Annotated in this window: 25 protein-coding genes; 2 read left to right on the top strand and 23 right to left on the bottom strand. The window is 38.4% G+C overall.

Going from position 1 to position 24171, the window contains the following annotated elements; translation table 11 throughout:
- Positions 1 to 8: 8 nt before the first annotated feature.
- The 20 genes from ftsA to MKY80_RS04350 all read right to left on the bottom strand — a co-directional run bounded on the left by ftsA (position 9) and on the right by MKY80_RS04350 (position 19498).
- Entirely contained in the window at positions 9 to 1292 is a 1284-nt protein-coding gene (gene ftsA, locus MKY80_RS04445) for a cell division protein FtsA (protein WP_008173870.1), read from the bottom strand.
- Positions 1293 to 1387: 95 nt separating this feature from the next.
- A complete protein-coding gene (locus tag MKY80_RS04440; protein ID WP_008173872.1) occupies positions 1388 to 1759 on the bottom strand; it encodes a small basic family protein in 372 nt (123 codons plus the stop codon).
- 3 nt (positions 1760 to 1762) lie between these two features.
- Positions 1763 to 2482, bottom strand: a complete 720-nt coding sequence (locus tag MKY80_RS04435; protein WP_090001944.1) for a DUF881 domain-containing protein — start codon at positions 2480 to 2482, stop codon at positions 1763 to 1765.
- A 98-nt stretch (positions 2483 to 2580) separates the two neighbouring features.
- A complete protein-coding gene (locus MKY80_RS04430; protein ID WP_008173876.1) occupies positions 2581 to 3306 on the bottom strand; it encodes a DUF881 domain-containing protein in 726 nt (241 codons plus the stop codon).
- On the bottom strand, positions 3287 to 4117 hold the full coding sequence (locus MKY80_RS04425; protein WP_008173878.1) for a cell division protein FtsQ/DivIB: 831 nt from the start codon (positions 4115 to 4117) through the stop codon (positions 3287 to 3289). Before MKY80_RS04425 ends, MKY80_RS04430 begins: the two co-directional genes overlap by 20 nt.
- A 20-nt stretch (positions 4118 to 4137) precedes the next feature.
- Positions 4138 to 5217, bottom strand: coding sequence for a putative lipid II flippase FtsW (gene ftsW, locus MKY80_RS04420; protein ID WP_008173880.1), 1080 nt, complete (start codon positions 5215 to 5217; stop codon positions 4138 to 4140).
- 40 nt (positions 5218 to 5257) lie between these two features.
- Positions 5258 to 6607 (bottom strand): UDP-N-acetylmuramoyl-L-alanine--D-glutamate ligase, encoded by a 1350-nt coding sequence (gene murD, locus MKY80_RS04415; RefSeq protein ID WP_008173881.1) that lies wholly within the window; start codon positions 6605 to 6607, stop codon positions 5258 to 5260.
- A complete protein-coding gene (gene mraY, locus MKY80_RS04410; protein WP_036123778.1) occupies positions 6607 to 7578 on the bottom strand; it encodes a phospho-N-acetylmuramoyl-pentapeptide-transferase in 972 nt (323 codons plus the stop codon). Before mraY ends, murD begins: the two co-directional genes overlap by 1 nt.
- A 125-nt stretch (positions 7579 to 7703) precedes the next feature.
- A complete protein-coding gene (locus MKY80_RS04405) occupies positions 7704 to 9620 on the bottom strand; it encodes a stage V sporulation protein D (RefSeq protein WP_008173886.1) in 1917 nt (638 codons plus the stop codon).
- 57 nt (positions 9621 to 9677) lie between these two features.
- Positions 9678 to 11906, bottom strand: coding sequence for a penicillin-binding protein (locus tag MKY80_RS04400; RefSeq protein ID WP_171365304.1), 2229 nt, complete (start codon positions 11904 to 11906; stop codon positions 9678 to 9680).
- Positions 11903 to 12274 (bottom strand): septum formation initiator family protein, encoded by a 372-nt coding sequence (locus MKY80_RS04395; protein ID WP_008173890.1) that lies wholly within the window; start codon positions 12272 to 12274, stop codon positions 11903 to 11905. The genes MKY80_RS04400 and MKY80_RS04395 overlap by 4 nt, the downstream gene beginning before the upstream one ends.
- Positions 12275 to 13225 carry a 16S rRNA (cytosine(1402)-N(4))-methyltransferase RsmH gene (gene rsmH, locus MKY80_RS04390; RefSeq protein WP_036123772.1) on the bottom strand — a complete coding sequence of 317 codons (951 nt, stop codon included), beginning with the start codon at positions 13223 to 13225 and terminating at the stop codon, positions 12275 to 12277.
- A 62-nt stretch (positions 13226 to 13287) separates the two neighbouring features.
- Positions 13288 to 13719 (bottom strand): division/cell wall cluster transcriptional repressor MraZ, encoded by a 432-nt coding sequence (gene mraZ / locus MKY80_RS04385; RefSeq protein WP_008173894.1) that lies wholly within the window; start codon positions 13717 to 13719, stop codon positions 13288 to 13290.
- 254 nt (positions 13720 to 13973) lie between these two features.
- The gene (gene bshC, locus MKY80_RS04380) at positions 13974 to 15590 is read right to left on the bottom strand and encodes a bacillithiol biosynthesis cysteine-adding enzyme BshC (RefSeq protein ID WP_089985273.1); all 1617 of its coding nucleotides are present in this window, start codon (positions 15588 to 15590) and stop codon (positions 13974 to 13976) included.
- A gap of 274 nt (positions 15591 to 15864) precedes the next feature.
- On the bottom strand, positions 15865 to 16260 hold the full coding sequence (locus MKY80_RS04375) for a DUF3397 domain-containing protein (RefSeq protein ID WP_008173897.1): 396 nt from the start codon (positions 16258 to 16260) through the stop codon (positions 15865 to 15867).
- Positions 16257 to 17162 carry a 2-dehydropantoate 2-reductase gene (locus tag MKY80_RS04370; RefSeq protein WP_008173899.1) on the bottom strand — a complete coding sequence of 302 codons (906 nt, stop codon included), beginning with the start codon at positions 17160 to 17162 and terminating at the stop codon, positions 16257 to 16259. The genes MKY80_RS04375 and MKY80_RS04370 overlap by 4 nt, the downstream gene beginning before the upstream one ends.
- A gap of 185 nt (positions 17163 to 17347) precedes the next feature.
- Positions 17348 to 17725, bottom strand: a complete 378-nt coding sequence (locus tag MKY80_RS04365; protein ID WP_008173900.1) for a transcriptional regulator — start codon at positions 17723 to 17725, stop codon at positions 17348 to 17350.
- Between the two features lie 110 nt (positions 17726 to 17835).
- Entirely contained in the window at positions 17836 to 18603 is a 768-nt protein-coding gene (locus MKY80_RS04360) for an enoyl-CoA hydratase/isomerase family protein (protein WP_089985271.1), read from the bottom strand.
- 163 nt (positions 18604 to 18766) lie between these two features.
- Positions 18767 to 18940 carry a 50S ribosomal protein L32 gene (rpmF, locus tag MKY80_RS04355; RefSeq protein ID WP_004224819.1) on the bottom strand — a complete coding sequence of 58 codons (174 nt, stop codon included), beginning with the start codon at positions 18938 to 18940 and terminating at the stop codon, positions 18767 to 18769.
- A gap of 24 nt (positions 18941 to 18964) precedes the next feature.
- Positions 18965 to 19498 carry a YceD family protein gene (locus tag MKY80_RS04350; RefSeq protein ID WP_008173911.1) on the bottom strand — a complete coding sequence of 178 codons (534 nt, stop codon included), beginning with the start codon at positions 19496 to 19498 and terminating at the stop codon, positions 18965 to 18967.
- 166 nt (positions 19499 to 19664) lie between these two features.
- Between MKY80_RS04350 and MKY80_RS04345 the strand changes: the two genes are divergently transcribed.
- Entirely contained in the window at positions 19665 to 20876 is a 1212-nt protein-coding gene (locus MKY80_RS04345; RefSeq protein ID WP_239354239.1) for a nucleotidyltransferase, read from the top strand.
- Positions 20877 to 20924: 48 nt separating this feature from the next.
- On the opposite strand, the gene MKY80_RS04340 is transcribed toward MKY80_RS04345, so the two are convergent.
- Positions 20925 to 21971: a SepM family pheromone-processing serine protease gene (locus MKY80_RS04340; RefSeq protein ID WP_083796468.1), complete on the bottom strand. Its 1047-nt coding sequence runs from the start codon at positions 21969 to 21971 to the stop codon at positions 20925 to 20927.
- Between the two features lie 40 nt (positions 21972 to 22011).
- Between MKY80_RS04340 and MKY80_RS04335 the strand changes: the two genes are divergently transcribed.
- The gene (locus MKY80_RS04335) at positions 22012 to 22989 is read left to right on the top strand and encodes a hypothetical protein (protein WP_008173918.1); all 978 of its coding nucleotides are present in this window, start codon (positions 22012 to 22014) and stop codon (positions 22987 to 22989) included.
- 61 nt (positions 22990 to 23050) lie between these two features.
- Here the strand turns inward: MKY80_RS04335 and coaD are convergent, their stop codons facing one another.
- Together coaD and rsmD are read right to left on the bottom strand one after the other, a co-directional pair.
- Positions 23051 to 23542 (bottom strand): pantetheine-phosphate adenylyltransferase, encoded by a 492-nt coding sequence (gene coaD, locus MKY80_RS04330; RefSeq protein WP_008173919.1) that lies wholly within the window; start codon positions 23540 to 23542, stop codon positions 23051 to 23053.
- Between the two features lies 1 nt (position 23543).
- Positions 23544 to 24110: a 16S rRNA (guanine(966)-N(2))-methyltransferase RsmD gene (rsmD, locus tag MKY80_RS04325; protein WP_043989719.1), complete on the bottom strand. Its 567-nt coding sequence runs from the start codon at positions 24108 to 24110 to the stop codon at positions 23544 to 23546.
- Positions 24111 to 24171 lie beyond the last annotated feature (61 nt).

The following is a 24171-nucleotide window of genomic DNA, read 5'->3' as shown; positions in this document are numbered from 1 at the left end:
CATTCTAGTTAATCAAAAAACTTATCAAATAATTTTTTTGCTCTCCCGATTACGCTTTCTTTTGGTTCTGAAGGTGCAGAATACTCTTGCTTTTTAGGCATAGCTGCTTGAGCTCCTACAGCTGCATATTCAACAGGTTGCGTATTCGTACTTTTACCGTAAAAATCATCTTCTAAATAGGCGTAACGAATAAGTCCAACCGCTGTTGCAAATGAAGGCTCTCTAACGCCAATATAATCGGGTGTATAAATTCTTACACGCGTTTGTAGAATTTGACGTGCTAACTGGGCGATACCTTCAAGTTTAGCAACACCACCAGTTAAAACAACGCCGCCAGGTAAATCTCTAACACCTAGACGTGCTAACTCGTCAATCACTAATTCTAGTAATTCTTCTAGGCGAGCGCCAATAATTTCTGAGATATAGCGTTGGCTATATTGATCAGTAGAATCTGTTCCTACAATTGGTACTTCAAAGATTTCATCGTCAGATGCATCATCATAAAAGGCATGTCCAAATTGGTGTTTGATATTTTCAGCTTGTTCTGTTGGTGTCTTTAAAACGATGGAAATATCTTTCGTTATATGATCACCACCAACTGGTAGGACGCCTGTATGCGTTAACAATCCCTCTTCAAATACCGCGATCGTAGTAGAGCCGCCTCCTATGTCTACAAAGGCAGTTCCTTGGTTTTTTTCATCTTCAGTTAATGCAAAGTAGCCTGATGCTAATGGTTGCAAATATATTTCTCGTATACTTAAACCTGCACGCTCAACACAGCGAAGAACATTGTGTAAAAGCGTTTTGGATGTCGTTATCATTGTTGCATCCATTTCTAGACGGATGCCAATCATACCACGAGGATCTTTAATTTCATCAAGGTTGTCCACAATAAACTGTCTTGGAATGATGTTAACTAATTCACGTTCAGGAGGTATTGACATGACTTGTGCAGATTCTACCACTCTGTCTAAATCATCATCTGTAATTTCTCTGTTTTCACTATTTACAGCGACAACACCTTTAACTAGCTGTAACATCGTTTGGTTAGCAGGAACGCCTAGAACGACTTCTTGAATTTGATACCCTGTCATTCGTTCGGCTTGTTCTACTGCTTTTCGAATAGATTGAACTGTTGCATCGATGTCAACAATTGCTCCTTTTCGAACCCCATTCGATTTTACATTTCCGACGCCAATTACATGTAATTGTCCGTCACTCATTTCACCTATTAATACCTTGATAGAGGAGGATCCAATATCAAGTGAAATGTATAAATCTTGCTGATTCAATTCGCTGCACCTCCTTGAAAAATGCTCTTATTTTCATTCTATTGTAAATTTGGCATAATGTCTAAGCAAATCGAGTATTTTGGTCAATTTTTCTCTTAATCTATGGAAGTTTTTTCTTTCTTGTGACGTTTCTCATCCAAGCGAGTTAGTAATATACGCCTAATTATTGCAATATTTTGGAATAAACGTACTCCGAAAGCGAAAATAGCTGCTAAATACAAATCTATCCCTAAATTCACACCTATAAACGCTAACCCTGCTGCGAGAACTATATTAAAAAAGAATCCTGATACAAAAACTTTATCGTCGTACACTTGCTGTAATTGAGCACGGATACCACCAAATAATGTATCTAAAGCTGCTAAAACTGCTATTGACAGATAATTTTCATACATAGAGGGGATTTGTATATTTGTTAACAAGCCAAGGGCAAGTCCAAATATCAAACCTAAAAATGGTAGCCACATAAATTAATCTCCTTTTTTTACCTCTGCTAAGTAATCATTTGTCAATGGCTGATCAAATGCTGGAATTTGTAATTGATCTATTGGCTCTTCAATTACTAAATTATAATTATCTAAATAAAATGAATCTATAAACGTCGAGGCTTGAAGCGAATTATACATTTTTTGAGCTGCTTTATAGTCGCTTGTCCCAACATATATATCAAATTTAGGTGACAACAATGGTACACTATTCACCGTTGTCTTCCCATTAATGTCCCGAATGGCCGTTGTTTGAACAACACGATTGCCATCTATTGAAACACTGGTTGCATCGTTTTTAAACAGCGTATTTAATAATTGAGTTAATAAATCGGGCGATATTTCTTTAATTTCATAGCCCATCTCTATTAATTCAGGTGCTGGTTCAATCCGAAGTATGACACCAGGCCCTATCACTTCTGTTAGTCCAGCCTGTTGCTTTAAACGATTTAATGTTTCATGTAAAGCTGCTTGCTGATTTACTTTTTCAGATTGCTCATAGCGATCCACTACTTCATGAAGTGAGCGAATTTCTGCCAGTAATGCGGAATGCCTTTGCTTTTCTTGTGCTAATTCCTCTCTTATTGCCCAAATATCTCGTGTATCTCGCTCTGCTGGTTTTTGTATGGTATTGTATTGTACCGCTATCATCAAACCGATAATAAATAGCACGATCGTTATTCGGGTGTACATATTTCTTCGCAAAATAGCCCCTCCTAGACGTATCGTATGCCCCTCAGTAGTCAATGTAAAACTTCCCTAGAGGCTGAAATTAGACTTTAAACATGAACTAGGACTTGTCCTTAACTTTCTACTTTTACTCTTGGCATTGTAAGTTTCTGATGTTCTTCTAAAGACACCACAATATTGTCATTTAATAATTGATCAACGACACCGCCATTTAAATTTAAAGAAGCCATTAAAGTATCGGAATCTCCTACAGCTTCTATTACAAAAGGAGCGGGATGCTGTGTACCATCAATAGTTATTACTGGACCATTACATCTGATATAGGAATTGGCCAAGACACGTTGCCCATTAATAGCAATTGCTTGAGCACCCGAAATTTTCAATTCATTCAACAATTTAAAAACATGGCTTTCATGAACGATATAATCATTCGGATTCAAAGATTTTGGATCATAATCACCATCTTGGAGAGTAATCCGTATTCCTTTTCCATCACTCTTCAACTCACCAAGTAAGAGCCGTAAATCCTCCGCTTGTTCAACAAGCTTCTTATAGTCTTTCTCATCAGAAGCAAATGATTTCTCATACTTCCGAATTTGTTCCTGTAGGCTATTTAACTCTTCCGTTAGCTCTTTATTGCGTTCTTGCTGAGTGATCAATTCCTCACGATAAGAATCTTCTTGCTCATAAAGCTCTGAATTAATTGTACCTGCTTCGCGGTTATCTTTTGCCTGATTATATGAATAGCCGATGATAAACCCTGTTGTCACACAAACAATCAATAGTTCAAATTGTTTTCTAGAAAAAAAACTCCCTTTGCTATTCTTCTTGTTGTTCATCTTCTGTCACTTCCTGGTCAACCATTTCCCCATCTTCATTAGCTTCCATGTCGATGCTTATTTTGTTGTACTCCTCGTTAAAAGGACGATAATAGGAACCGACCTCTAAATCAATTACACCTTTTTCTAAATTTGCAATTTGTGCAACAATGGAGGGGTAATAATTTAACTTATCTGCAAGCGTCTGAATAATAGCTCGTACCTCATAGCCATCATTCATATAAAGCTTTACCGCGTTCGGATTTGTATCATTACTATTCGTGTTAACCTGAGAAATTAAAGCTAATACTTCTGGTTTTAATTGTGCTAACTGTGCAACTAGTTTTTTAATTGTTTTTTCACCAGTAATTCCAATAAAAACAGGGGCATCAATTGGAGTATCATTCCCTTTTTGCTCAAAACGTTCACCATTTTCAAGCAACGGATAATAGGTGCCGTCCCCAGCCAAATACGCAACTTTTTTCCATTCCTTCACATCTATCGTTACGCCTCGAAGCCAGTTACGTTTAACATGTGCTTCTTTTACCCATTTATCCTTTAACAGAAGATTCTCCACGTCTTCTATTTTGAACCCCCACATTGATTTACCTAGCGCAAGGGTACTTGTCTCCACATAATGTTCATTATCTACCAGCTTCGCACCATTGACTGTTATTTTATTGATGTTACTGTAAGGAGATTGAAAATAAAGGAGTACCGCTAACACAATAAAGAAAAGTAATATTAGCACGATAAATTTACGATTTGTACGCTTTTTTCGTCGCTTTTTTAGCGTAGGTATACGATCTTCTATATCAATTACTTTCTCCAAAAAGTACTCCTCCTTTATATTTATTTCGCCAATTGATAAATAATACCTATTATTAACCACATTGTGACTAAAGATGTTCCTCCATAGCTAATAAAAGGCAATGTAACACCGGTTACAGGTACTAAACCTATTACTACAGCTATATTAAGAAACGCTTGCACCATCAGCATTGTGACTAGCCCTATAATCGCATAATAGGATGTTCGATTTTTAGCCTGTACAGCAAATCGATAGCCCGCATAAATTGTCAGTACGAATAGTGCTAAAATAAAGAGACCACCAATCAAGCCGACTTCTTCCAAAATAATAGCGTAAATAAAGTCATTTTGTGGCTCAGGCAAATATAGAAACTTTTGCCGACTTTGTCCAAAACCATGACCAAAAATTCCGGCAGGACCAATCGCCATTAGTGATTGCACTGCTTGGAACCCACTTACCAAGGGATCAGCCCATGGATCGAGGAATGCTTCTATTCGCTTTAGTCGATATGGTGCAGTTGCAATTAACCCTACTAGTCCCGCTATACCAACCAACATAATCATGGCATATAGCTTTAACGGGTACCCAGCGACAAAAAACAATAAAAATACAGCCACAACAAGAATAAATACTGAACCGAAGTCAGGCTGCAACATAATCAAAGCAACAGGGATTAATAGGATTAAAGCATGGCGCCAATTAACAACGGGCGTCCCTGTTTTATGCTGCGCTAAAATATGACTCAGGTAAACAATGACAGTTATTTTCGTTAGCTCCGCTGGCTGGATTGTCAATGGACCAACCCCTATCCAGCTTTGCGAACCATTTCGAACTAGCCCAATACCAGGTATTAACACTAGAACAAGTAAAATTAACGAAAATATATAGGCCATTTTCCAAAAGGACTGCTCTCTCAAAATATTTAATCGAATTGTGATTAAAAATACAATTATGGCTACCACAAAGTATACGCTTTGCTTCATATAAAACGGCATTTTTCCACTATAATGAATGGCACTCCAATAAGTCCCCGCAGAATAGACGAAAATAATGCCGATTACTGATAGCATCAAAGTTGTGACGAGCAATAAGTAACTTTCTTTCCCTCTCAGTAATGCCATCCTTCCAAGTCAAGTATATTCTAAAATAGTTACAGGCTCATTACAGCTTCATTACAGCATCAATAAAAACATCTCCGCGTATTTCAAAGCTGTCATATTGATCCCAGCTTGCACATGCTGGAGATAATAAAATAATATCTCCCTCTGCTGACATCGGTGCTGCATAGTGTACAGCGTCCTCCACATTTTGAGCGATAACTGTTTGTTGGACACCACATGATTTTGCAAATTCAACAAAACGTAGTCCAGTTTCTCCGAATGCGACGACGCCTTTCACATGATTCATACTTGATCGAAGCTCCTCAAAAGAGTGTCCTCGATCTAAACCACCTGCTAGCAAAATAACCGGCGCTTGGAATGCGTCTAAAGCACTTTTTGTTGCTAAACAGTTTGTAGCTTTGGAGTCATTATAAATCTTCCGACCATTCCATTCGCGTACGAATTGAGTACGGTGTCTCACTCCGCCAAATGTTGCTAAAACCTCTTCCATCTTCCCTTTGTCACAGCCAACTAAAATACAGGCTGCCACTGCTGCTAGGATGTTCTCTAAATTATGCTTACCAGGCAGCGCGATATTCGCCCGGTCCATATAAGGTTCCCCTTGCCAATATATCGTTGTCTCATCTGCACTGATTCCGTTGACAGTACGTCCATTTGAACTGAATGGAATTTTTTGCGCATTTGATTGCGCTGCATATCCAACTACAATTGGTTGATCAGCATTATAAATAAAGTAATCACTTTCATCTTGATTACGCGTCACAGCAAACTTCGCTTCAGCATAATTATCAAATGTTCCATGATAGTCAAGATGGGCATCATAAAGGTTTGTTAGAATAGAAATTTTAGGCTTAAATGTTTTAGTCCCCATCAATTGGAACGATGACAGCTCCGTTACAATAATGTCATCTTCATTAGCTTCTTTAGCGACGCCACAAGCAACTGTACCAATATTTCCTGCAATCAAAGGATTTTTACTTCCGTTGTTCAACATATCGAAGATTAAAGTAGTCGTCGTTGTTTTACCATTCGAGCCTGTAATACCTATAAATGGTGCATCACTTATTAAATAAGCAAGTTCAATCTCCGTCCACACAGGAATATCGCGATGTAGAGCATCCGCTACAATGCGATTACTATAAGGAATGCCTGGGTTTTTAACGACTAATTCAAAACCTTCATCCAGTAAATCCTCAGGATGGCGGCCACAGATCACGGTAATCCCCCTTTGTAATAGCCCCTGAGCATCAGGGCTTTCATCAAATGGTTTGGAATCATTGACTGTGACAAAGGCGCCGAGCTCATGTAAAATTTCTGCAGCTGCCACACCACTTTTTGCTAGGCCTAACACAAGTACTTTTTTATGTTGTAAATCTGTATAGTTTTTCATTAAAACGCCTCCGATAAGACTGCAATCAATGCTACTGCTAGGGCAGTTGACCAGAAGACAAGCACTACTTTCCACTCTGACCAACCTGATAATTCAAAATGGTGATGGATTGGACTCATCTTAAAAATACGCTTTTTACGCAGTTTAAAGCTTCCTACCTGTAAAATAACGGATAATGTTTCGATGACAAATACCAAGCCAACTAGTAATAGTAAAAACTCTTCTTTTACTAATACCGATACCATGGCTAACGCCCCACCTAATGCTAATGAACCCGTATCACCCATAAATACTTTTGCTGGATTCGCATTAAATAATAAAAACCCTAATAATGCTCCTGTAACAGCAAAGGCAAATAAAGCAATATCAGCTTGGCTTTGGAAAAGTGCAATAACACCAAATGCCGCAAAAGCAATCGATGCAGTTCCTGCCACTAGTCCATCTAAACCATCTGTTAAATTCACCGCATTGGAGAAACCTACTAACCAAAAAATTAAAAAGGCAACATAGAAGACACCAAGATCAACTGTCCAATTTGTAAATGGAATAGCAAGTGTTGTATCAAACGATCCAACATGCAGTAGAAAATATGCAAGGATGGCGATAACAATTTGACCAATTAATTTTTGAAGAGAGGTTAACCCTAAATTCCTTTTAAATACAACCTTCAAACCATCATCCAGTAAACCTATTAAGCCAAATCCTGCTAATACTAGTAAAAGTACTACGGTCTGTGTCGTTAATAAATCTAAAAAGCTTCCTACACCAACAGTTGTTAGGACGATAGAAATTAAGAAAATTATACCGCCCATTGTTGGTGTACCAGCTTTTTTCATATGTGATTTTGGTCCCTCTTCACGAATACTTTGCCCAAACTTTAGGCGTCGAAGAAGTGGAATACTAATTGGTGCCAGGATAACTGTTACTATAAAAGCAAGAGCTAAAATGGTAAGTGTTGTTGCGAGTTTCATTGAAAAATCTCCTTTAAATCTTGTTTCACTTTCTTCGTTAGGAAAAAAGCATAAACTTTCATTTATTTATTACTACCCTTCATAATAATAGTGGTTCTTTCCCATTTTTTAAAGGTAAAGTTATTTCAGTTCTCCAAATATAAATGAATGGTACCATCTTGTTTGATAACACTATCCACTTCAGGTAACTGGTTACCAATTTTAGTCCCTTCTCCATGCCATTCTATACGGAATGGATAAAACTGCTTGGCAATATCATCCTTTGTTTGCCCGATAAAATTCGGTACCTTCACAGTAATTGGATCCCCATAACGATAATCCTTTTCGAGCTGTTCCTTCGATTTTTCAATACCTATAAACGGTGCAACATCCTCAATAATTTGCCCAACAATAGGTGCTGCTACAACGCCACCAAACTGCGTCGTCTTTTTAGGGTTGTCGACTGCTACATAGACGACAATTTGCGGATTGTCGGCTGGCGCAAAGCCAATAAATGATACGATATATTCTCCACTTTTGTAACGGCCGTTTTCAACCTTTTGTGCTGTTCCTGTTTTACCGCCAATTCGTAAACCATCTCGGAAGGCTTGTCGACCTGAACCATTCGCTACAACAGACTCCAATGCGCCCCGAACCTTTGCAGAAGTCTCCTCACGAATTACCTGATTTTTGACAACAGGTTTAGTTTCCTGTATGACTTCGCCTGTATTAGGATTAAATACTTTTTTCACAACATAAGGCGTATAAAGCTTGCCTCCATTTATTGCTGCTGCTACCGCTTGAACTTGCTGAATTGGAGTTACCGCTACCCCTTGCCCAAATGAGGTTGTTGCCTGTTCAACAGGTCCGAAGGCTTCCTTAGAAAATAATATTCCTGAAGCTTCACCAGCAATATTGGAACCAGTCTTTTGACCAAAGCCAAAATCTTTAATATATTGCAATAGTCGCTCATTACCTAACCGCTGCCCTAATTCAATAAAGCCTGGGTTACAGGAATTCTCCACAACTTCTAAAAAGGTTTCATGTCCATGCCCTTCACGCTTCCAACAACGAAGTCTTGCTCCAGCAACCATCGTATACCCTGGATCATAAAAAGTATCATGCTCTAAATCCACTAAATTTTCTTCCAATGCAGCGCTAAGGGTAATAATTTTAAAAGTAGAACCTGGCTCATATGTCATCCACACTGGTAAATTTCGATTATAAATCGCAGGCTCGACTAATTGATATTCAGCCGGATTAAAGGTTGGATAGGAGGCTAACGCTAAGATTTCTCCATTATTTGGATTCATAGCAATAGCCAATGCTTGGTCCGCTTCATAGCGCTCCATAGCCTGTGACAATTCACGTTCAACGACCTGTTGGACATCGACATCGATCGTTAGCTCAATAGTTGCCCCATCCTCGCCAGCCTTCCAAGCACTCGCGACATTCGGTAAATTATTGCCCTTTGCATCGGTAAATAGGCGAATTGCAGATGAATTAGCCTGCAAAAACTTATCATATTCATATTCGATACCAGCTAAGCCTTGTGCATCATACCCTGTAAAACCTAAAAATCGAGATAAAAGTGTCCCATATGGATAGTCTCTTGAGTAGTCGACACCACTATATAATCCTTCAATTTGTAAGCCTTGTAATTCCACAGCTTTTTCATAGGGGATATTTTTCCCCTCAGGCGCTAGCTTTACTAAATAGGCTTTTTTCTTCATCTTCTCTAAAAGTTTCTCTTTGTCCACTTCTAGAACTTGTGCAATTTTTTCAGCTGCCCCTTCAATATCTTTACTCTGGGAAGGCATAAAATATAATGTTGGTGCTAGCTTATTGGTTACAATACTCTCACCATCTCGATCAGTAATATGCCCTCGTTCATTAGCAAATGGGATTTCTCGGTCCCAGTTCTCTTCTGCCTTCGTTGTCAGTTCCTTTTGATCCAACACTTGCAAAAAGAAAAGCCTAATCACTATCGCCACCGCCGCACACATAAACAACACATATAAAATACGTAAACGCTTTTTAGAATGGATAGAAATCCACTTCATTCGACATCACACCTTGTTTTTTACAACGTATGAAATAAAGTGGACTTCTATTCAGTATTATTCATCTTCTACTTGTTCAATTTCACCCTCAGAAGCTGCCTCGACATCTTGTACAAAGCTTTCAGCAGGTGTTTTGAGCTTAACAACAATCGGTGAATTATCCGTTATAGTAGTGCCTGGAGACACACTTTGACTCGCTACAAAGCCTTCACCGAAAATCTCCATCTCTACCCCTGTCATAGATTTGAAAACAAGTAAATTTCTCAATGACCAATTCGTAAAATCTGGCAATATGATATCTCCATCTGTCTTCAAAAATACATAACTACCTTTAACTAGTTGTTTTGTATCTTTCGGATATTGATCTATGATTTTACCCCCGCTTCCAACAATAACAGGCTGTAATCCATCATTCCCTAGCTCTACCTCAATCGCCTCAGCACTTTGACCTGTATAATCCTTAATATCTACCTTATCCACATACTGTACATCACCTGGATTAATATTAAGGTGCTTTAAGCTATTTAACATAACAGGATTAAACACTTTAGATACTGGGACTGATCCAAGCTCATTATTTAACTTAGGTTTTTTCACTGAGACATACATGATGAGCTGAGGATCATCGACAGGAGCCATTCCTAAAAATGAATAGAGGAATTGGTTAGCACCCCAAGCATACGTACCATCTGCTCTCGGAATTTGTGCTGTCCCTGTCTTCCCTGCAACCTCATAATCCTCTAGAATAAAATCCTTCGCAGTACCAAATTCTGATGTTAGTGTAGAGGCAAGGATTTCTCGTACTTGTTTGGCTGTATCTGCTTTGATTGGTTGTCCTTTTTCAACAGGTTCATGGTTTTGAATAACCTTCCCTGTTGATGAATCAACAATACGGTCAATCACATAAGGCTGCATCATCTTGCCATCATTCGCAATAGCAGTCATGGCTTGGATCATTTGGATAGGCGTTACGGTTGACCCTTGTCCATATGTTGTTGTCACTCGTTGGATCGGGTATTTAGATAATATTGTACCTGTCGCTTCGTTCGGTAAATCAATTCCTGTTTTGTGGCCGAAACCAAAACGGTCTAAATATTCCACAAAGACATCATCGCCAATCAACTTTAATAAATGGGCCATGGCCGTATTCGAAGATCGTTGGAATCCTTCTAAATAGGTGATAGGGCCCCAACCGACCTGATTATGATCTCGGATAGTACGATCAAGTATAGTATAAGAACCTGATTGGTAGAATGTGTTTGGTTCCCATGTATTTGTATCAATAGCTGAAGCTAGTGTAAATGTTTTCATCGTTGAACCAGGCTCAATTGTTTCTTCAATTACCTCGTTCAGCCACTTCATATTTTGACTATCACGTGTTTCTGGGTTAAATGTAGGACGCTGGGACATCGCTAATATTTTCCCAGTCTTCGGATCTGCTACAACAGCCGTCATGGACTCAGGATTATATTCCTGTTCAACCTTTGTCATTGCTTCTTCTAAAAAGCTTTGGATGGTTTTATCGAGCGTTAAATAAATGTCGTCCCCATCTTTAGCAGGTGTCACCATCTTCTCGCTGTTCGGTAATAAATAACTGAAAGCATCTGTTTCGTATTTCATTTTACCGTTAACACCTGTCAGTTCTTTGTCATACGTATATTCTAGGCCCATTTCGCCTTTTGTAGTAACAGTTCCATCCGCATTATCCTTTTTCAGTGCATAGCCAATTAAATGGGAGGCAAAGACACCATTTGGATAATAACGTTTTAAATCACTAACAAATAGAATTCCTGGTAATTTTTCTTCCTTTATTTTACTCATAACCTCGTGACTAATACCGCGTCCAGAACTCCCAAATTCCACTTGATATAATGGTTCACCATCGCTTCTATAACGGTTATTTAGTTTTTTCAGAACTTCATCTTCTTTTCCTTGCATTGCCGGAATATACTTCGCTAAAACTTGAGCCGTTTTTTCAGCATCTACAACATGCCTAGGTTTTTTTGGATCTGTTGTAGCAGCTTCACTCACGACTGCAACTAGACGATAGCTTAACGTATCTTCTGCAATCACTTGACCGTTTTGGTCATAAATTTTTCCTCGGTTTGCTGTGATAACACTTTCCTTACCATACTTAGCAGCTGCTCTTGCTGCAAGCTCCTGTCCTTCTACTTGCCCTGTCGCCTGAATGTTCACCATTCTTGTGAATAATAGAAAAAAGAGCCCTCCATAAAAAATCATTAATAGAAAGGCTCCCCATTGGAATCGAAATCTCTTTTTTTTCATTCTCCCGGCACTACCTTTACATTTTTCTCATTTTGAGTTAAACCGAGTTCTTTCGCTTTTTTCCATATGTTATCGTATGTAGAAAGTTCACTTACACGAACCGTTAAGTCAACATTCTGTTTTGCAATCTCATCTGCTTCTGATTCGATCTTTTGAATGTCCATGCTTGTCGTTTGAATAGCTGCTTGTTTATTTAATACTAGGACTCCTAATACAGCAATAATGCTAACTAAAACAATTAGCATTGTTTTCTCAAACTTCTGGTTCGTTTTTTTACGACGTATGATAGTGGGTTGTGGACTAGGTGGTGTTATCGGTTGTTGCACTTGTTGATGTTGGTGCTGTTGCCTTACACGTACGGCTGCCATTTACTCACGCCCTTTGTCGTTAATTTTCTCCACCACTCTAAGCTTTGCTGAACGAGCCCGATTATTCACTTCTAATTCTTCATCTGATGGAAGAATTGGCTTTCGTGAAATAAGCTTTAAAGTTGGCTTCATGTCATCTGGAATTACTGGTAAATTTGGTGGTAATTCCGGTAATGATGACGCTTCCTTAAAGATTGTCTTGCATAGGCGGTCCTCCAATGAATGGAACGTAATGACACTAATGCGTCCACCTACGTTTATCATATCAATCGCATCGACTAATGAATCCTCTGCCGCGCCTAACTCGTCATTGACAGCAATTCTTATTGCTTGGAAAATGCGCTTTGCTGGATGCCCACCTTTTCGGCGTGCCGCTGCTGGAATACCCTCTTTAATAAGCTCTACAAGTTGTCCAGTTGTTTCAATTGGTGCTGACTTACGCGCCTCTTCAATTTTACGAGCAACTTGCTTTGAAAACTTTTCTTCTCCATAACGGAAAAAAATACGTACTAAATCTTCATATGCCCATTGATTGACAACTTCAAAAGCTGTAAGTGTTGCCGTTTGATCCATGCGCATATCAAGTGGTGCATCATGGTGATAGCTAAAGCCTCGTTCAGGTGTATCTAACTGAGGTGAAGATACGCCTAAGTCATATAAAATACCATCCACTTGTTCAAAACCATGAGCTAATAATTCTTCTTTTAAATACCGGAAATTCGAATGTATAAACGTGACGCGCTCAATATAAGGCGCTAATCGAATTTTCGCATTTTCGATAGCCGTCATATCTTGATCGAAACAAATTAAACGGCCTTTATCAGATAATTGTTGAACTAAATATTCACTATGGCCTGCACCACCTAACGTACAGTCCACATATACACCATCAGGATCGATGTTCAACCCATCAACAGTTTCTTTTAATAACACGGTTGTATGATCGAACATACCACTCGCTCCTTTCAGGCCTTAACCTCATGTCATCTTTGAATGGACATGCTTATCAAAAGTTAAAAATCAAAGCCAATCATATTTTCTGCAATTTCATTAAAAGATTGTTCGGACTCGCTGAAGTAAGCTTCCCATGCATCTTTAGCCCAAATCTCAATTCGATTTGAAACCCCCAACACTACACATTCCTTTACAAGATGTGCATGTTGCATAAGAGTAGCTGGAATATTAATTCGCCCCTGCTTGTCTATTTCTACCTCTGTTGCGCCAGAAAAGAAAAACCTTGCAAATGCACGTGTATCCTTTTTGGTCATCGGTAAATCTTTTAACTTTTCTTCGAGTTTTCGCCATTCATTCATAGGATAGCCAAATAGACAGTTATCGAGACCTCTTGTGACAACAAACGCTTCGCCTAAAGCTTCACGAAATTTTGCCGGCACGATTAATCGCCCTTTCGCATCAACGGAGTGTTGATATTCTCCCATGAACATACTACTCACCCCACTTTATTAAATAATGTACCACATCCCCCCACTTTCCTCCACTTTTTTTAAAAAAAACTTGACATTTTATCTCTTAATATGCAATTAGACCTTGATGGAAATTTTTGATATATGCTAAATGACACAAAGAAAGAGCTATCCTTAGGAGGATAGCTCTCTAAATACTATTTTTATAGACAAAATTCATCAAATCAATATTGTATCAAAAAATCATCTAGGTATAAAGAACCTGGCAGATAGGTTTATAAATAAAGTAAATAGTGGTGTTTGCCAATACTATAGTTTTGCTTTAACATTTCAGCAATCAACATAGGTCCAAACTCATTAAAATATTGATATGGATTATAAGTTCTTTCCTGGAAACCTTCGTTTGGATACAACTCATTTTGTAGCGTCGTAAATTTGCGGATAGTAGTTTCATGCTTGTCGAGTACAGTTTGCTCAATTTTTTGCTGCAGGTAGTCAAATTGTTTTGCATGATTTTCTTGATTTTTCACAAGGATTTTATCTAAAGTTAAATGCTGTTCCTCTAAATACGATGCAAGCTCACTGTACTTTTCTGCTAACAACTGCTCCATAGCCTGAATTTGGCGTTTAGCCTCACTATCCTGCACATCATCAATAAAACGCTCTTTCATTTCTAAAGCTTTGCCATTCCAAACATCCGTAACAGTCAATTGATGTTCACACAATAATTGCTCTACATGACGCGTCACAATCGTCATATGAAGGCGCGGGGCAAAAATAGGCATTTGTAGGTCTAGTACAGAAAATGCACTTTTTAATGTTGCCCAATAAGCTAATTCACCAGGGCCACCGACGAATGCCAGTACAGGGAACGTCATTTCCTGCATTAATGGACGGGACACCACGTTATTACTCAAGCGCTCTGGATATTTCTTGGCAATCTCTAGTAGCTCTTCACGAGTAAACTTAAGGTTTGCGGCTAAATTAATAAATAGATCATTTTTTCTTTCCAAAAGATGACGTTCTCCGTCCTCTACATAGAATAGATTAGCTGCATCTCTTGTCGCTAAAATAGGTTTACCGTAGCCCGTTTGCTCTAACAGCTCTTCCTTTTCTGTTACAACTCTAGCAATTTCTTCGCTATGCTGAATGATGTGTGCAAAATTGTCACTTTCATATTGACGGAAATTATAATCCGCTGCATCAATGAACAGTAACCCTTCATCTTTAAATAATTGGTTCATTAACCGCGCAAAGAAATCAGTAAATGTCTCACTTTCGTTTAGCACATCTACTAATTGTTTAATAAGGGCCTCTGTATACTCGGTTTCCCCAATGTCTCTAATAATGGTATTGATAAATTGTGTCATCGACTCTTTATTGAGCATTGTTGCCGATGCCATTGTTTTACGTCTAGAGCGCTCACTGTATGCTCGTTTTTTTAATAACTCTCCATGCACCGTATAAGTATGATTAATTTCTTCCAAATCATGATCTTCTCCAGCTATCCAAAAAACAGGTACGACAGATTTTTGAAGCTTCGCACTTTGTTCTTTTGCTAACACAATGACTGAAATCGCTTTATGAACGGAGTAAAGAGGGCCAGTTAAGATACCTGCTTGTTGGCCACCGATTATGACCATAGCTCCTTGTTCTAGTTGTTGTAAATGTTCATTCGCTTTTTGTGATAACCCTAGTGGCTCCATAAATTGACGGATGATGGCTGTCAGCTCTTTTTGATCTCTGGCATGTTGTGCTAAATGCTTCGCTCTTTCCTCAAAAGCCTGATCATTAAAATCGTATTCAAAAAACTGATGAATGGCAGTATTTGGCGACCAGTAATCGGCTAGCACATTATTTTTTATAGGTACTTGGATAGACTCCAGTTTCATTTAATATAAGCTCCTCTACTCACTCAATCATTATTTTACTTATAACGAGAAATTGATTCCTCACATATTATGCACTTGAGGCTGTAAATGTTTTTAGCCCATATTGCATTTCCCCCACCATGAACATAGCACTGTGCAATATTACTGAACTATTCTTTTAGCACTAGGCTTTATGACATTTAATCAGTTTCCCATCCATAAAGAATGATTTTTTATATCTACTTTATAATGCTATTATTTTAACCCTTATAGCTCCAACATGAAAAGAAAATGCTTAGGCAACCTGTAAATAGTCTACAAGGGACTGAATGACACCGATTATACAGATCACAACATACGCGGTGCTCAGTAATAAAAATAAAAAACGCCAAATTTTCTTTAATAACGGCTTCACTTCTATTTCTTTTTTTGTCCGCCATTCAATATATGTAAAAATCATAGCCATCATTATTGCAAGGATGACTAAAAGTCCCCCTACATTTACTTGCCACAGTACTCCAATGCCTAAGGGGACTGAAAAGAACAAGCAGAAGGTTGTCACATCAGACGCCGCACCAAATGCATGGGTACCACGTATTTTAACTTTCCGGCTAATTAGATAGACTATAATAAAAAGAACAATTGGGCAAAAAATAACGATACTAACAATAATATGTAAAAGGTCTTTCAACTTTGTTCACCGCTCTCCTCTATCGCAAGTACTTGGAGATATAAAGTACGCAAAGTAGGCAAATGATGACCATTTGTTAAAGCCTTATCCAAAATGGCACCAACAATTGTTTCAATCTCACTTTTTCTTCCCTGCATACGATCTGCAAGCATGGAAGATGTATTTTCGGCTGTTTGCCTACATAAGTCTACCACATCTCCAAAAGATATAGTGCGCTCAATATCTTCGAACGCAATCGTTAACTCCTGATAAATATTCTTCAAAAGGGCATACACTCGTGTATTAGTCACTAGTTCCCCGTTCTTTATTTGTAATACATAAGTTAATGGATTGATTAAGCTATTAAATATTGCTTTTTCAAATAGCATCTTCTCTGCATTATCGGCCATTTCAACAGGAAACAATGGATTTTGTAATTGTAATAACTTTAGAAAAACAGGTTGTTTCCCTCGTTCGATAGCTATTTTACAAGGACCAATCCCTCTATGTTGAACAGTTGTTTGATTCCGCAATTGTGCACCAAAAGAAACGGAGCAAAACGCGATATTTTTTTGAGGTAAACTTCGTGCCTCCTCAAAATGAGCCAAGCCATTTTGCATAAAGAGCAAAGGTATTTCATTTGATAGTGACGCTAATTGGTCATAGAGATTTTGTAAATGAACATATTTAACAGCAATCACAATTAAATCTTGAGGTGGTAATGCAGTTAAATTTGTTGTAGAAGCAATTTTTTGTACAGTTTTAGTTCCATCAATATTCATTCGCGTTAATTGATTGGTAGTTAGCTCTTCTACCTGCTTCTGTTTTCTTGTCACTAACGATACTGACATTCCCGACTCTGCTAAAAAGCTTGCTGTTAATTGACCAACCGCTCCAGCACCAATAACTGCTACCTTCATCATTTCATTTTACACCCTTTCCTCTCCACATTATGAAGCTATAAGAATAAGGTGCCTCAGAATAAATTCTAAGGCACCCCTAAGTAGGTTCTTCTATTATACAAGATTGGCTGTTTATTGACGATATACAGAAAGGGTTTTATCTCTAGGAAAGATAAATATTGTATGCTCTTCATAGTTACTGAAGTTTAATCTTTCATTAACGAATAACCTTGCTGCAGCCACTTCACTAATTTCTCATGTTCATTTTGCAACTCACGATGTCTCATTTCAAGGGTTTGATAAGCATCTGTTAATTCGTCAAAACTTGTCAATGCCAATTTCAAGTGACTTCGCATAGATTGTTGGGGTTGATTTCGTACAGCTAATAATGACTGACTATATTGACCACGTAATGTTTTATTCCAACGGAAGCCACACGCCTGCTTTGTACGGCCCAGTTCCATAGCCGCCATTTCAAAAGCCTCCAACTGCGTTTTGCCATTTTGCACATTATGCAAGACAATTTCTGCTAGTCTTTCATCGTCTTCCTTTGTCCATTGATCTTTTCTTTTTTTCAATTCCATAATCTATCACCCTCGCATTTTTTACTACTATATGCAGTAGCGAGCAAAATAGAATCATTGCATGAAAAAAGACAGTGATTATGTTTTTCTTTCATCACTGCCTTTATACATCAATTATTATTCTTCTTTGTTAAGAAATTATTAACAGCCAGATGATGCGCTTCACTTTCCCACAATTTTGCACACGTACGAACTTCCTCCATCACCCGCTCATACATATTTCGTTCTCGCCATTTACGAAGCTCGATTTCCTTATAAGCTTTATGAACAGAAGGATGAATTTTTCGCATATGTTCAATAAAATCATTTAACGCCTCATCCTTTGAGCCTTCAAAAACTCGCATTGCCCATCCAATTTCATATAGCAACTGCGCAGGATACGGCTTCGCATCCACAAGCATTTTTAATGCACGGTCATGACGTAAACCTCGTTCAAAAAGATATGTACCACCACCCCAACCACTCGTAATGGCTAAGGTTCCTTGAATAAAACCACATTTCGCATGGTTTGCCACTAAACGAAAATCACAAGCTGTGGCAATCTCACAACCTCCACCAACTGCGGTACCATTTATAAGCGCTATAGTGGGTACCGGGAGTGTTGCAAGGTCATATAATATTTTCCCCATCTTACTTAACATACCAAATGCCTCATCCTCCGTCTCCAGCGAATGAAACTCAGATAAATCCCCTCCAGAGCAAAATGATTTATCTCCAGCACCTGTCACTACTAAAAAACGCACATCCTCATGTTTTCGAATATACGTAATGACTTCCTGAAGACCATTCATAACCTCATCATTGACAGCATTACGCTTCTCTTCTCGATTAATCGTAAAAGTCATAACACCATCATGATTGTCGATTGTATAACTCACATTATTACCCCCTTTGTCTCCATGAATAAATTGTATCATACAATTATTTCACTATTATATTAAATTTCGCAATCAACGCAATATTCTGTTTTTAAGCCATCAAAAAAAGGCTAGTAAAGAGCCATGGTCTCTCTACTAGCCTTTTAAGTGAGCAAACACTGTATTATTTGCTTACTACTTCTTTACCTTTGTATTGTCCGCAAGCTTTGCAAACACGGTGTGATAATTTAGCCTCACCACAGTTAGGGCAAGTTACCATACCAGGTACAGATAATTTGAAATGCGTACGACGCTTTCTTTTTGCAGTTTTAGAAGTTCTTCTAAATGGTACAGCCATTGATGGCACCTCCTTACAGATCGTCTATTCGTCTGTTTGATCAAAATACTTAGCTAAAGCAGCTAGTCTTGGATCCACTTTTTGTTCGTCAGCTTTTTTGTGTAGCTCTACGTCTTCATCTGTTGCATAAGACCAGCTTTTACCGCCTTGCACTTGTCCTTCGGTATTTTCCTTGAACACTTGCATAGGTACCTCGAGCAGCACTAGCTCCTCAAGAACTGGTTTCATGTCGATGACTTCACCGTCAATATAGTGAATGTCTCCGTCATCGTCTCCTCGTTGATCTTCGTCAATCCAGCTGAAAATTTCAACTGTCTCAACATCGATAGGAAACTCAACATCCTCCCACGTGCGAGCACATGGTAGCGTTAACGTCGCTGTCACAGTTAACTGACATGTCATTTGCGATGCACCAAAAGTACATAGCCCTTTTACATGAACGGGCGAAATTGCTCGAATATCCTGGTTTCGCTCCATCACTTCGTCCAGTTGGACAAAGGCATCGATTGGCATCCCGTTTTGGCGGTATTTAGATAATTGATGAATTGACCATTTCATTCGTTTAATCACCTCGAGACAACAATGTTGATTATATAATGTGTAAAAATAGATGTCAAGATAATTTCTTGTCACCTCTTTAAAACCTACCTATAATTATATACTATAAGAAGTATATTTGCTCTAAACAGCTTACCATAAAACATAAATGATCAGGAGGGAAAGCATGAAAGCAGTTGGAATTGTTGTTGAATATAATCCTTTTCACAACGGACATGCCTATCATTTAACACAGGCTAAAAAAGTAGCGAAAGCAGATATTGTCATCGCTGTTATGAGTGGAACATTTTTACAACGTGGTGAACCAGCTATGGTAGATAAATGGACACGTACAAAAATGGCACTCGCAGGTGGTGTAGACATTGTCATTGAGCTACCTTATGTCTATAGTACAGCCCCTGCTACTGATTTCGCCAAGGGTGCGATTTCATTATTAACTGCTGTTGGCTGCGACTCGTTTGCTTTTGGTAGTGAAGATGGCTCTATCCAACCATTCTTGAACACGTTTGAGTTGATCGACAATAATCGTACAGAGTATGACGCACTTATTAAAGACAGCCTTAAAACAGGCGCTAGCTATCCTAAAAGCCTATATTACGCCTATGAACAGCTTACTCAGAAGTTCCCTGCTCCATACATCGATCTTGCACAACCCAATAATATTCTTGGCTTTCATTATCTAGAGGCGGCGAGAACGCTGAACAGTAACATCCAGCCACTTACCATCCCTCGTATTGCAGCAGGCTATCATGATGCACTTAAAGAGGACGCATCCATCGCAAGCGCTACGGGAATACGTAAAGCCCTAGCAACTACAAGTTCTTTACAGAGTGTTCAAAAGGTTGTTCCGGAGGCATCTTTTAATTATTTGGCAGACTGGCATAGACACTATAAAAAATTTGCTAGCTGGGAAGCATTTTGGCCACTTTTACAGTTCACGATTATGAGACACACGACTTCTGAGCTCACTCGTTATGCAGAAGTAACTGAGGGGATTGAGAATGCTATTATGAAAGCAGCCAAAAGCAGCTCATCCTTTAATAGCTTTATGGAAAAAATAAAATCGAAACGTTATACCTGGACCCGCCTTCAACGTATGATTACACATATTTATACAGGATTTACAAAGGAACAGCTACACAGCTTTGAAGCCCCATCATTTATCCGTTTACTAGGCATGAGCGAAACTGGCCAAGCTTATATAGGAAAGCGTAAAAAAGATATCGAATTACCTTTAATAAGCCGTGTTGCAGCTGCAAAAGATGCTATGCTGGCCATCGATATTCATGCAGCAGAGCTATACAATTTAAGTATAGAGCAAGGCGTTACAGCGCTAAGTCTTCCAAAAGATTATCAAACACCACCAATCCGTTATTAAAGTCATAAAAGGGATGCTAGATGGGTTCTAGCATCCCTTTATTGTTTTTTATTTTGGTTGTAGCTGCTTTAAATAATTGATGGCATCGTCCACGTTTTTCACAGGTACAATTTTCATCTTTGTCCCAATTTCCTTCGCTGTTTTTACAGCAGTCGTATAATTGGATTCTAACTCTGGATACTTCGCCTTCATTTCTGGAGAAATTTCATCATCAGGGGCAAAAAAGATTTCCATATCATCACGATCAGCTGCTATAATCTTATAGTCAATTCCGCCAATTCGGCCAACAGATCCATCAACTAGCATTTCTCCTGTACCTGCGATGGCATAACCTTTCGTTAAATCCTCATCCAGAAGTTGATCTAATATTTCAAGTGTAAACATCAATCCTGCAGAAGGACCACCAATATCCTCTGTCTTCATTGTCACCTGTGGATCGGTTTCTATCGATTTGCTTTCTGTATAAGAAATCCCTAAACCGGCTCTATGCTCCTGTGCATTTGGTATTTCTTTCAATGTAATTGTTGCCTTCTGCTGTTCTTCATTACGTATAAATTGAATCGATACTTGATCCCCGAGCTGTTTAGGCTGTAAAAGCTCAACAAGCATTTGCTGATTAGTTATTTTTTGTCCATCTACTTCAATTATTTCATCCCCAGCTTTTAAGATGCCATCTGAAGCGCCACCATCCAATACATTTAAGATAAAGACACCATTAAAATGAACTTTTGTCTCTAATCCAGCTCTTTGGAAAGCTACATATTTAGCATTAAATTGGGAATCCGACATTAATTTTAACTGTCGAACATTATATTCCTCATCATCCTCTAATGGATTTCGGACTTGTTCAATATCCATGAGCTTTTGATACTTTTGAGTTTTAGCCCATAAATATGAAAATGGTGTGGCTTGCTGCATGGCGACCGTCATCAAACTCATAGATCCTAAACTATCTGCCTCCTTGCTATCGACCGTAACAAATTTACTGACATCATAGGCACTACCAGGTTTCATAATATACGCGTCTAGTCGGTATAACATCATAGAACAAATCACGACTATTAACACCGCATAAATGCCAATTTTTCTCTTCACTTGAATACACCTCCTAGGACGCTTGCAAAACCATACGTTCATGTTTTTGCCTTTCACACATATATTAATTTTAGCATTTGCCTATGTGAATGACAAAAAGTTGAAACGAGATGATCATATGTTTGCTACAATTCAAATAGCGCTCTGCATAATTCTAATTCTCTTACTCTTGTTATTCCCACAAACCGCTCATAGTGGTACTGATTTAGGCTTATCTCTTTTCATGGAGGCGCTATTTCCGTATTTACTACCGTATTTGGTGTTAACACAATGGCTCCTGCGTTTAACAGCCCCTATGCGTACCAAAACAAAAAGAGCTTCTTTATACGTACAAGCCTACATTATTAGCGCACTTGGAGGCTATCCTACTGGAGCGACCACTATTGTTTATTTAAAAAACAGTGGACAATTACATCCTAAGGAAGCAAATTTTCTACTAGCCGTTTGTCATGCACCAAGTCCATTATTCGTGTTAGGGTTTGTAAGCCTTGATTTACTACACAGTAATACGTTTGGATGGTTGTTTTTATGTTTACTACATATGTTTAATATTTGTTGCTTAGTAACTGGTTACTTTTTATACCGCAAAACGGATTCACCAACCATCACTGTACACAACACTACACTGTACACAGCTCCCTTTTCAGAAAGTATTAAAGAAACTGCCCCAACCATTTTATTAGTGGGTACAACCATTATCTTTTTCACAACCATTCAGACTATCGTGCAACAGGGCTTAGATCAATTAATACCGAAGCTACCTTATACGATTGAACTGTCCTTAGCCGCCATCCTAGAAGTGACAAATGGTCTTAAAATGACCGTCACGGCCTTCCCTGATTTCCCGTATACCTCTTTACTAGTCGTCATTTTGTTAACGATGCAAAGTATAAGTATTCATTTACAAATTTTTGTGATTGCTAAATCCGCCAAACTTTCTGTGAGACCTTATCTAAAATTTCGCCTCCTTAGCATAATCATTGTACCAACTATTTATGCTCTATTTTTTCTGAAATAATTAGTTTTCATCGATAAAAAAGAGGATGTTCAGCGTATAGTACCGACATCCTCTTCAACCACTATTGGATAAAACCATATTTTTCTTTTAAAGCTTGTACAACACAATCTGGAACTAACTCATTGACATCACTTCCATATTTCGCAACCTCTTTTACAATACTGGAACTTAGGAATGAGTATTGATTCTTCGTCATAATGAAGAATGTTTCGATTGTTTCATCTAGGAAACGGTTCATAGAAGTAATTTGCATTTCATATTCAAAATCTGAAACTGCTCGTAAGCCACGTACAATGGCCTTAGCTTTTTTTTCTTTAGCATAGTCTATAAGAAGACCTGAAGAACTTTCTATCCGAACATTAGGTATCGCTTTCGTTACTTCAGCCATTAAAGCCATACGTTCCTCTACAGAAAACAGCGGATTTTTTGCTGAATTGTTTAATACGGCTACATAGACGATATCGAACACATCGGCTGCACGTTTAATAATATCTAAATGGCCAAATGTCACAGGGTCAAAACTTCCAGGAACTACAGCAATTTTCTCTGACAACTTATTCTCCCTCTTCCTCTGTACAGCGATAAACAGAAATAATTGTTCCGCCATATGTTTCTTGTCTTTTTAAAACAAACTCACCAAAACTTTGAGGTAATGTTATTTCTTTTGCATGTTCACATAAAATAATACCATTTTGTTGAATTTTTTCATTATCAACGAGTAATTGCACTAAGTCATAATATTCCTTTTGATGATAAGGCGGATCTAAAAAAACTAATGAAAAGGTAATATCACGTTTTAATAGCGCTTTCACAGCACGCTTTGCATCAATGCGAAACAGCTCAGTATGTTCTTCGTAACGGCATTTTTTAATATTTTCTTGCAGCACCTGAAAGGCTTTTGCATCTTTTTCAATAAAAATAGCACGCTCTGCCCCACGACTTAGTGATTCAATACCTAAACCACCGCTTCCTGCAAACAAATCAAGTGCAGTACCTCCATCAAAAAAAGGACCAATCATATTAAAAATCGATTCCTTCACCTTATCAGTTGTAGGTCTCGTCGTATTCCCAGCTATCGCCTTTAGCGGCATTCCTTTACGCTCTCCTGCTACCACTCTCATATAAGCTATCACCGTACTTTCATCCATATAAAGTATTTTTGCAGCGAAAGGAAAGCCCTCC

This window comes from Lysinibacillus sp. FSL R5-0849, assembly GCF_038595075.1.
In the GTDB taxonomy this organism is placed as follows: Bacteria; Bacillota; Bacilli; order Bacillales_A; family Planococcaceae; genus Lysinibacillus; species Lysinibacillus fusiformis.
This window is presented reverse-complemented; position numbering and strand designations above follow the sequence as displayed.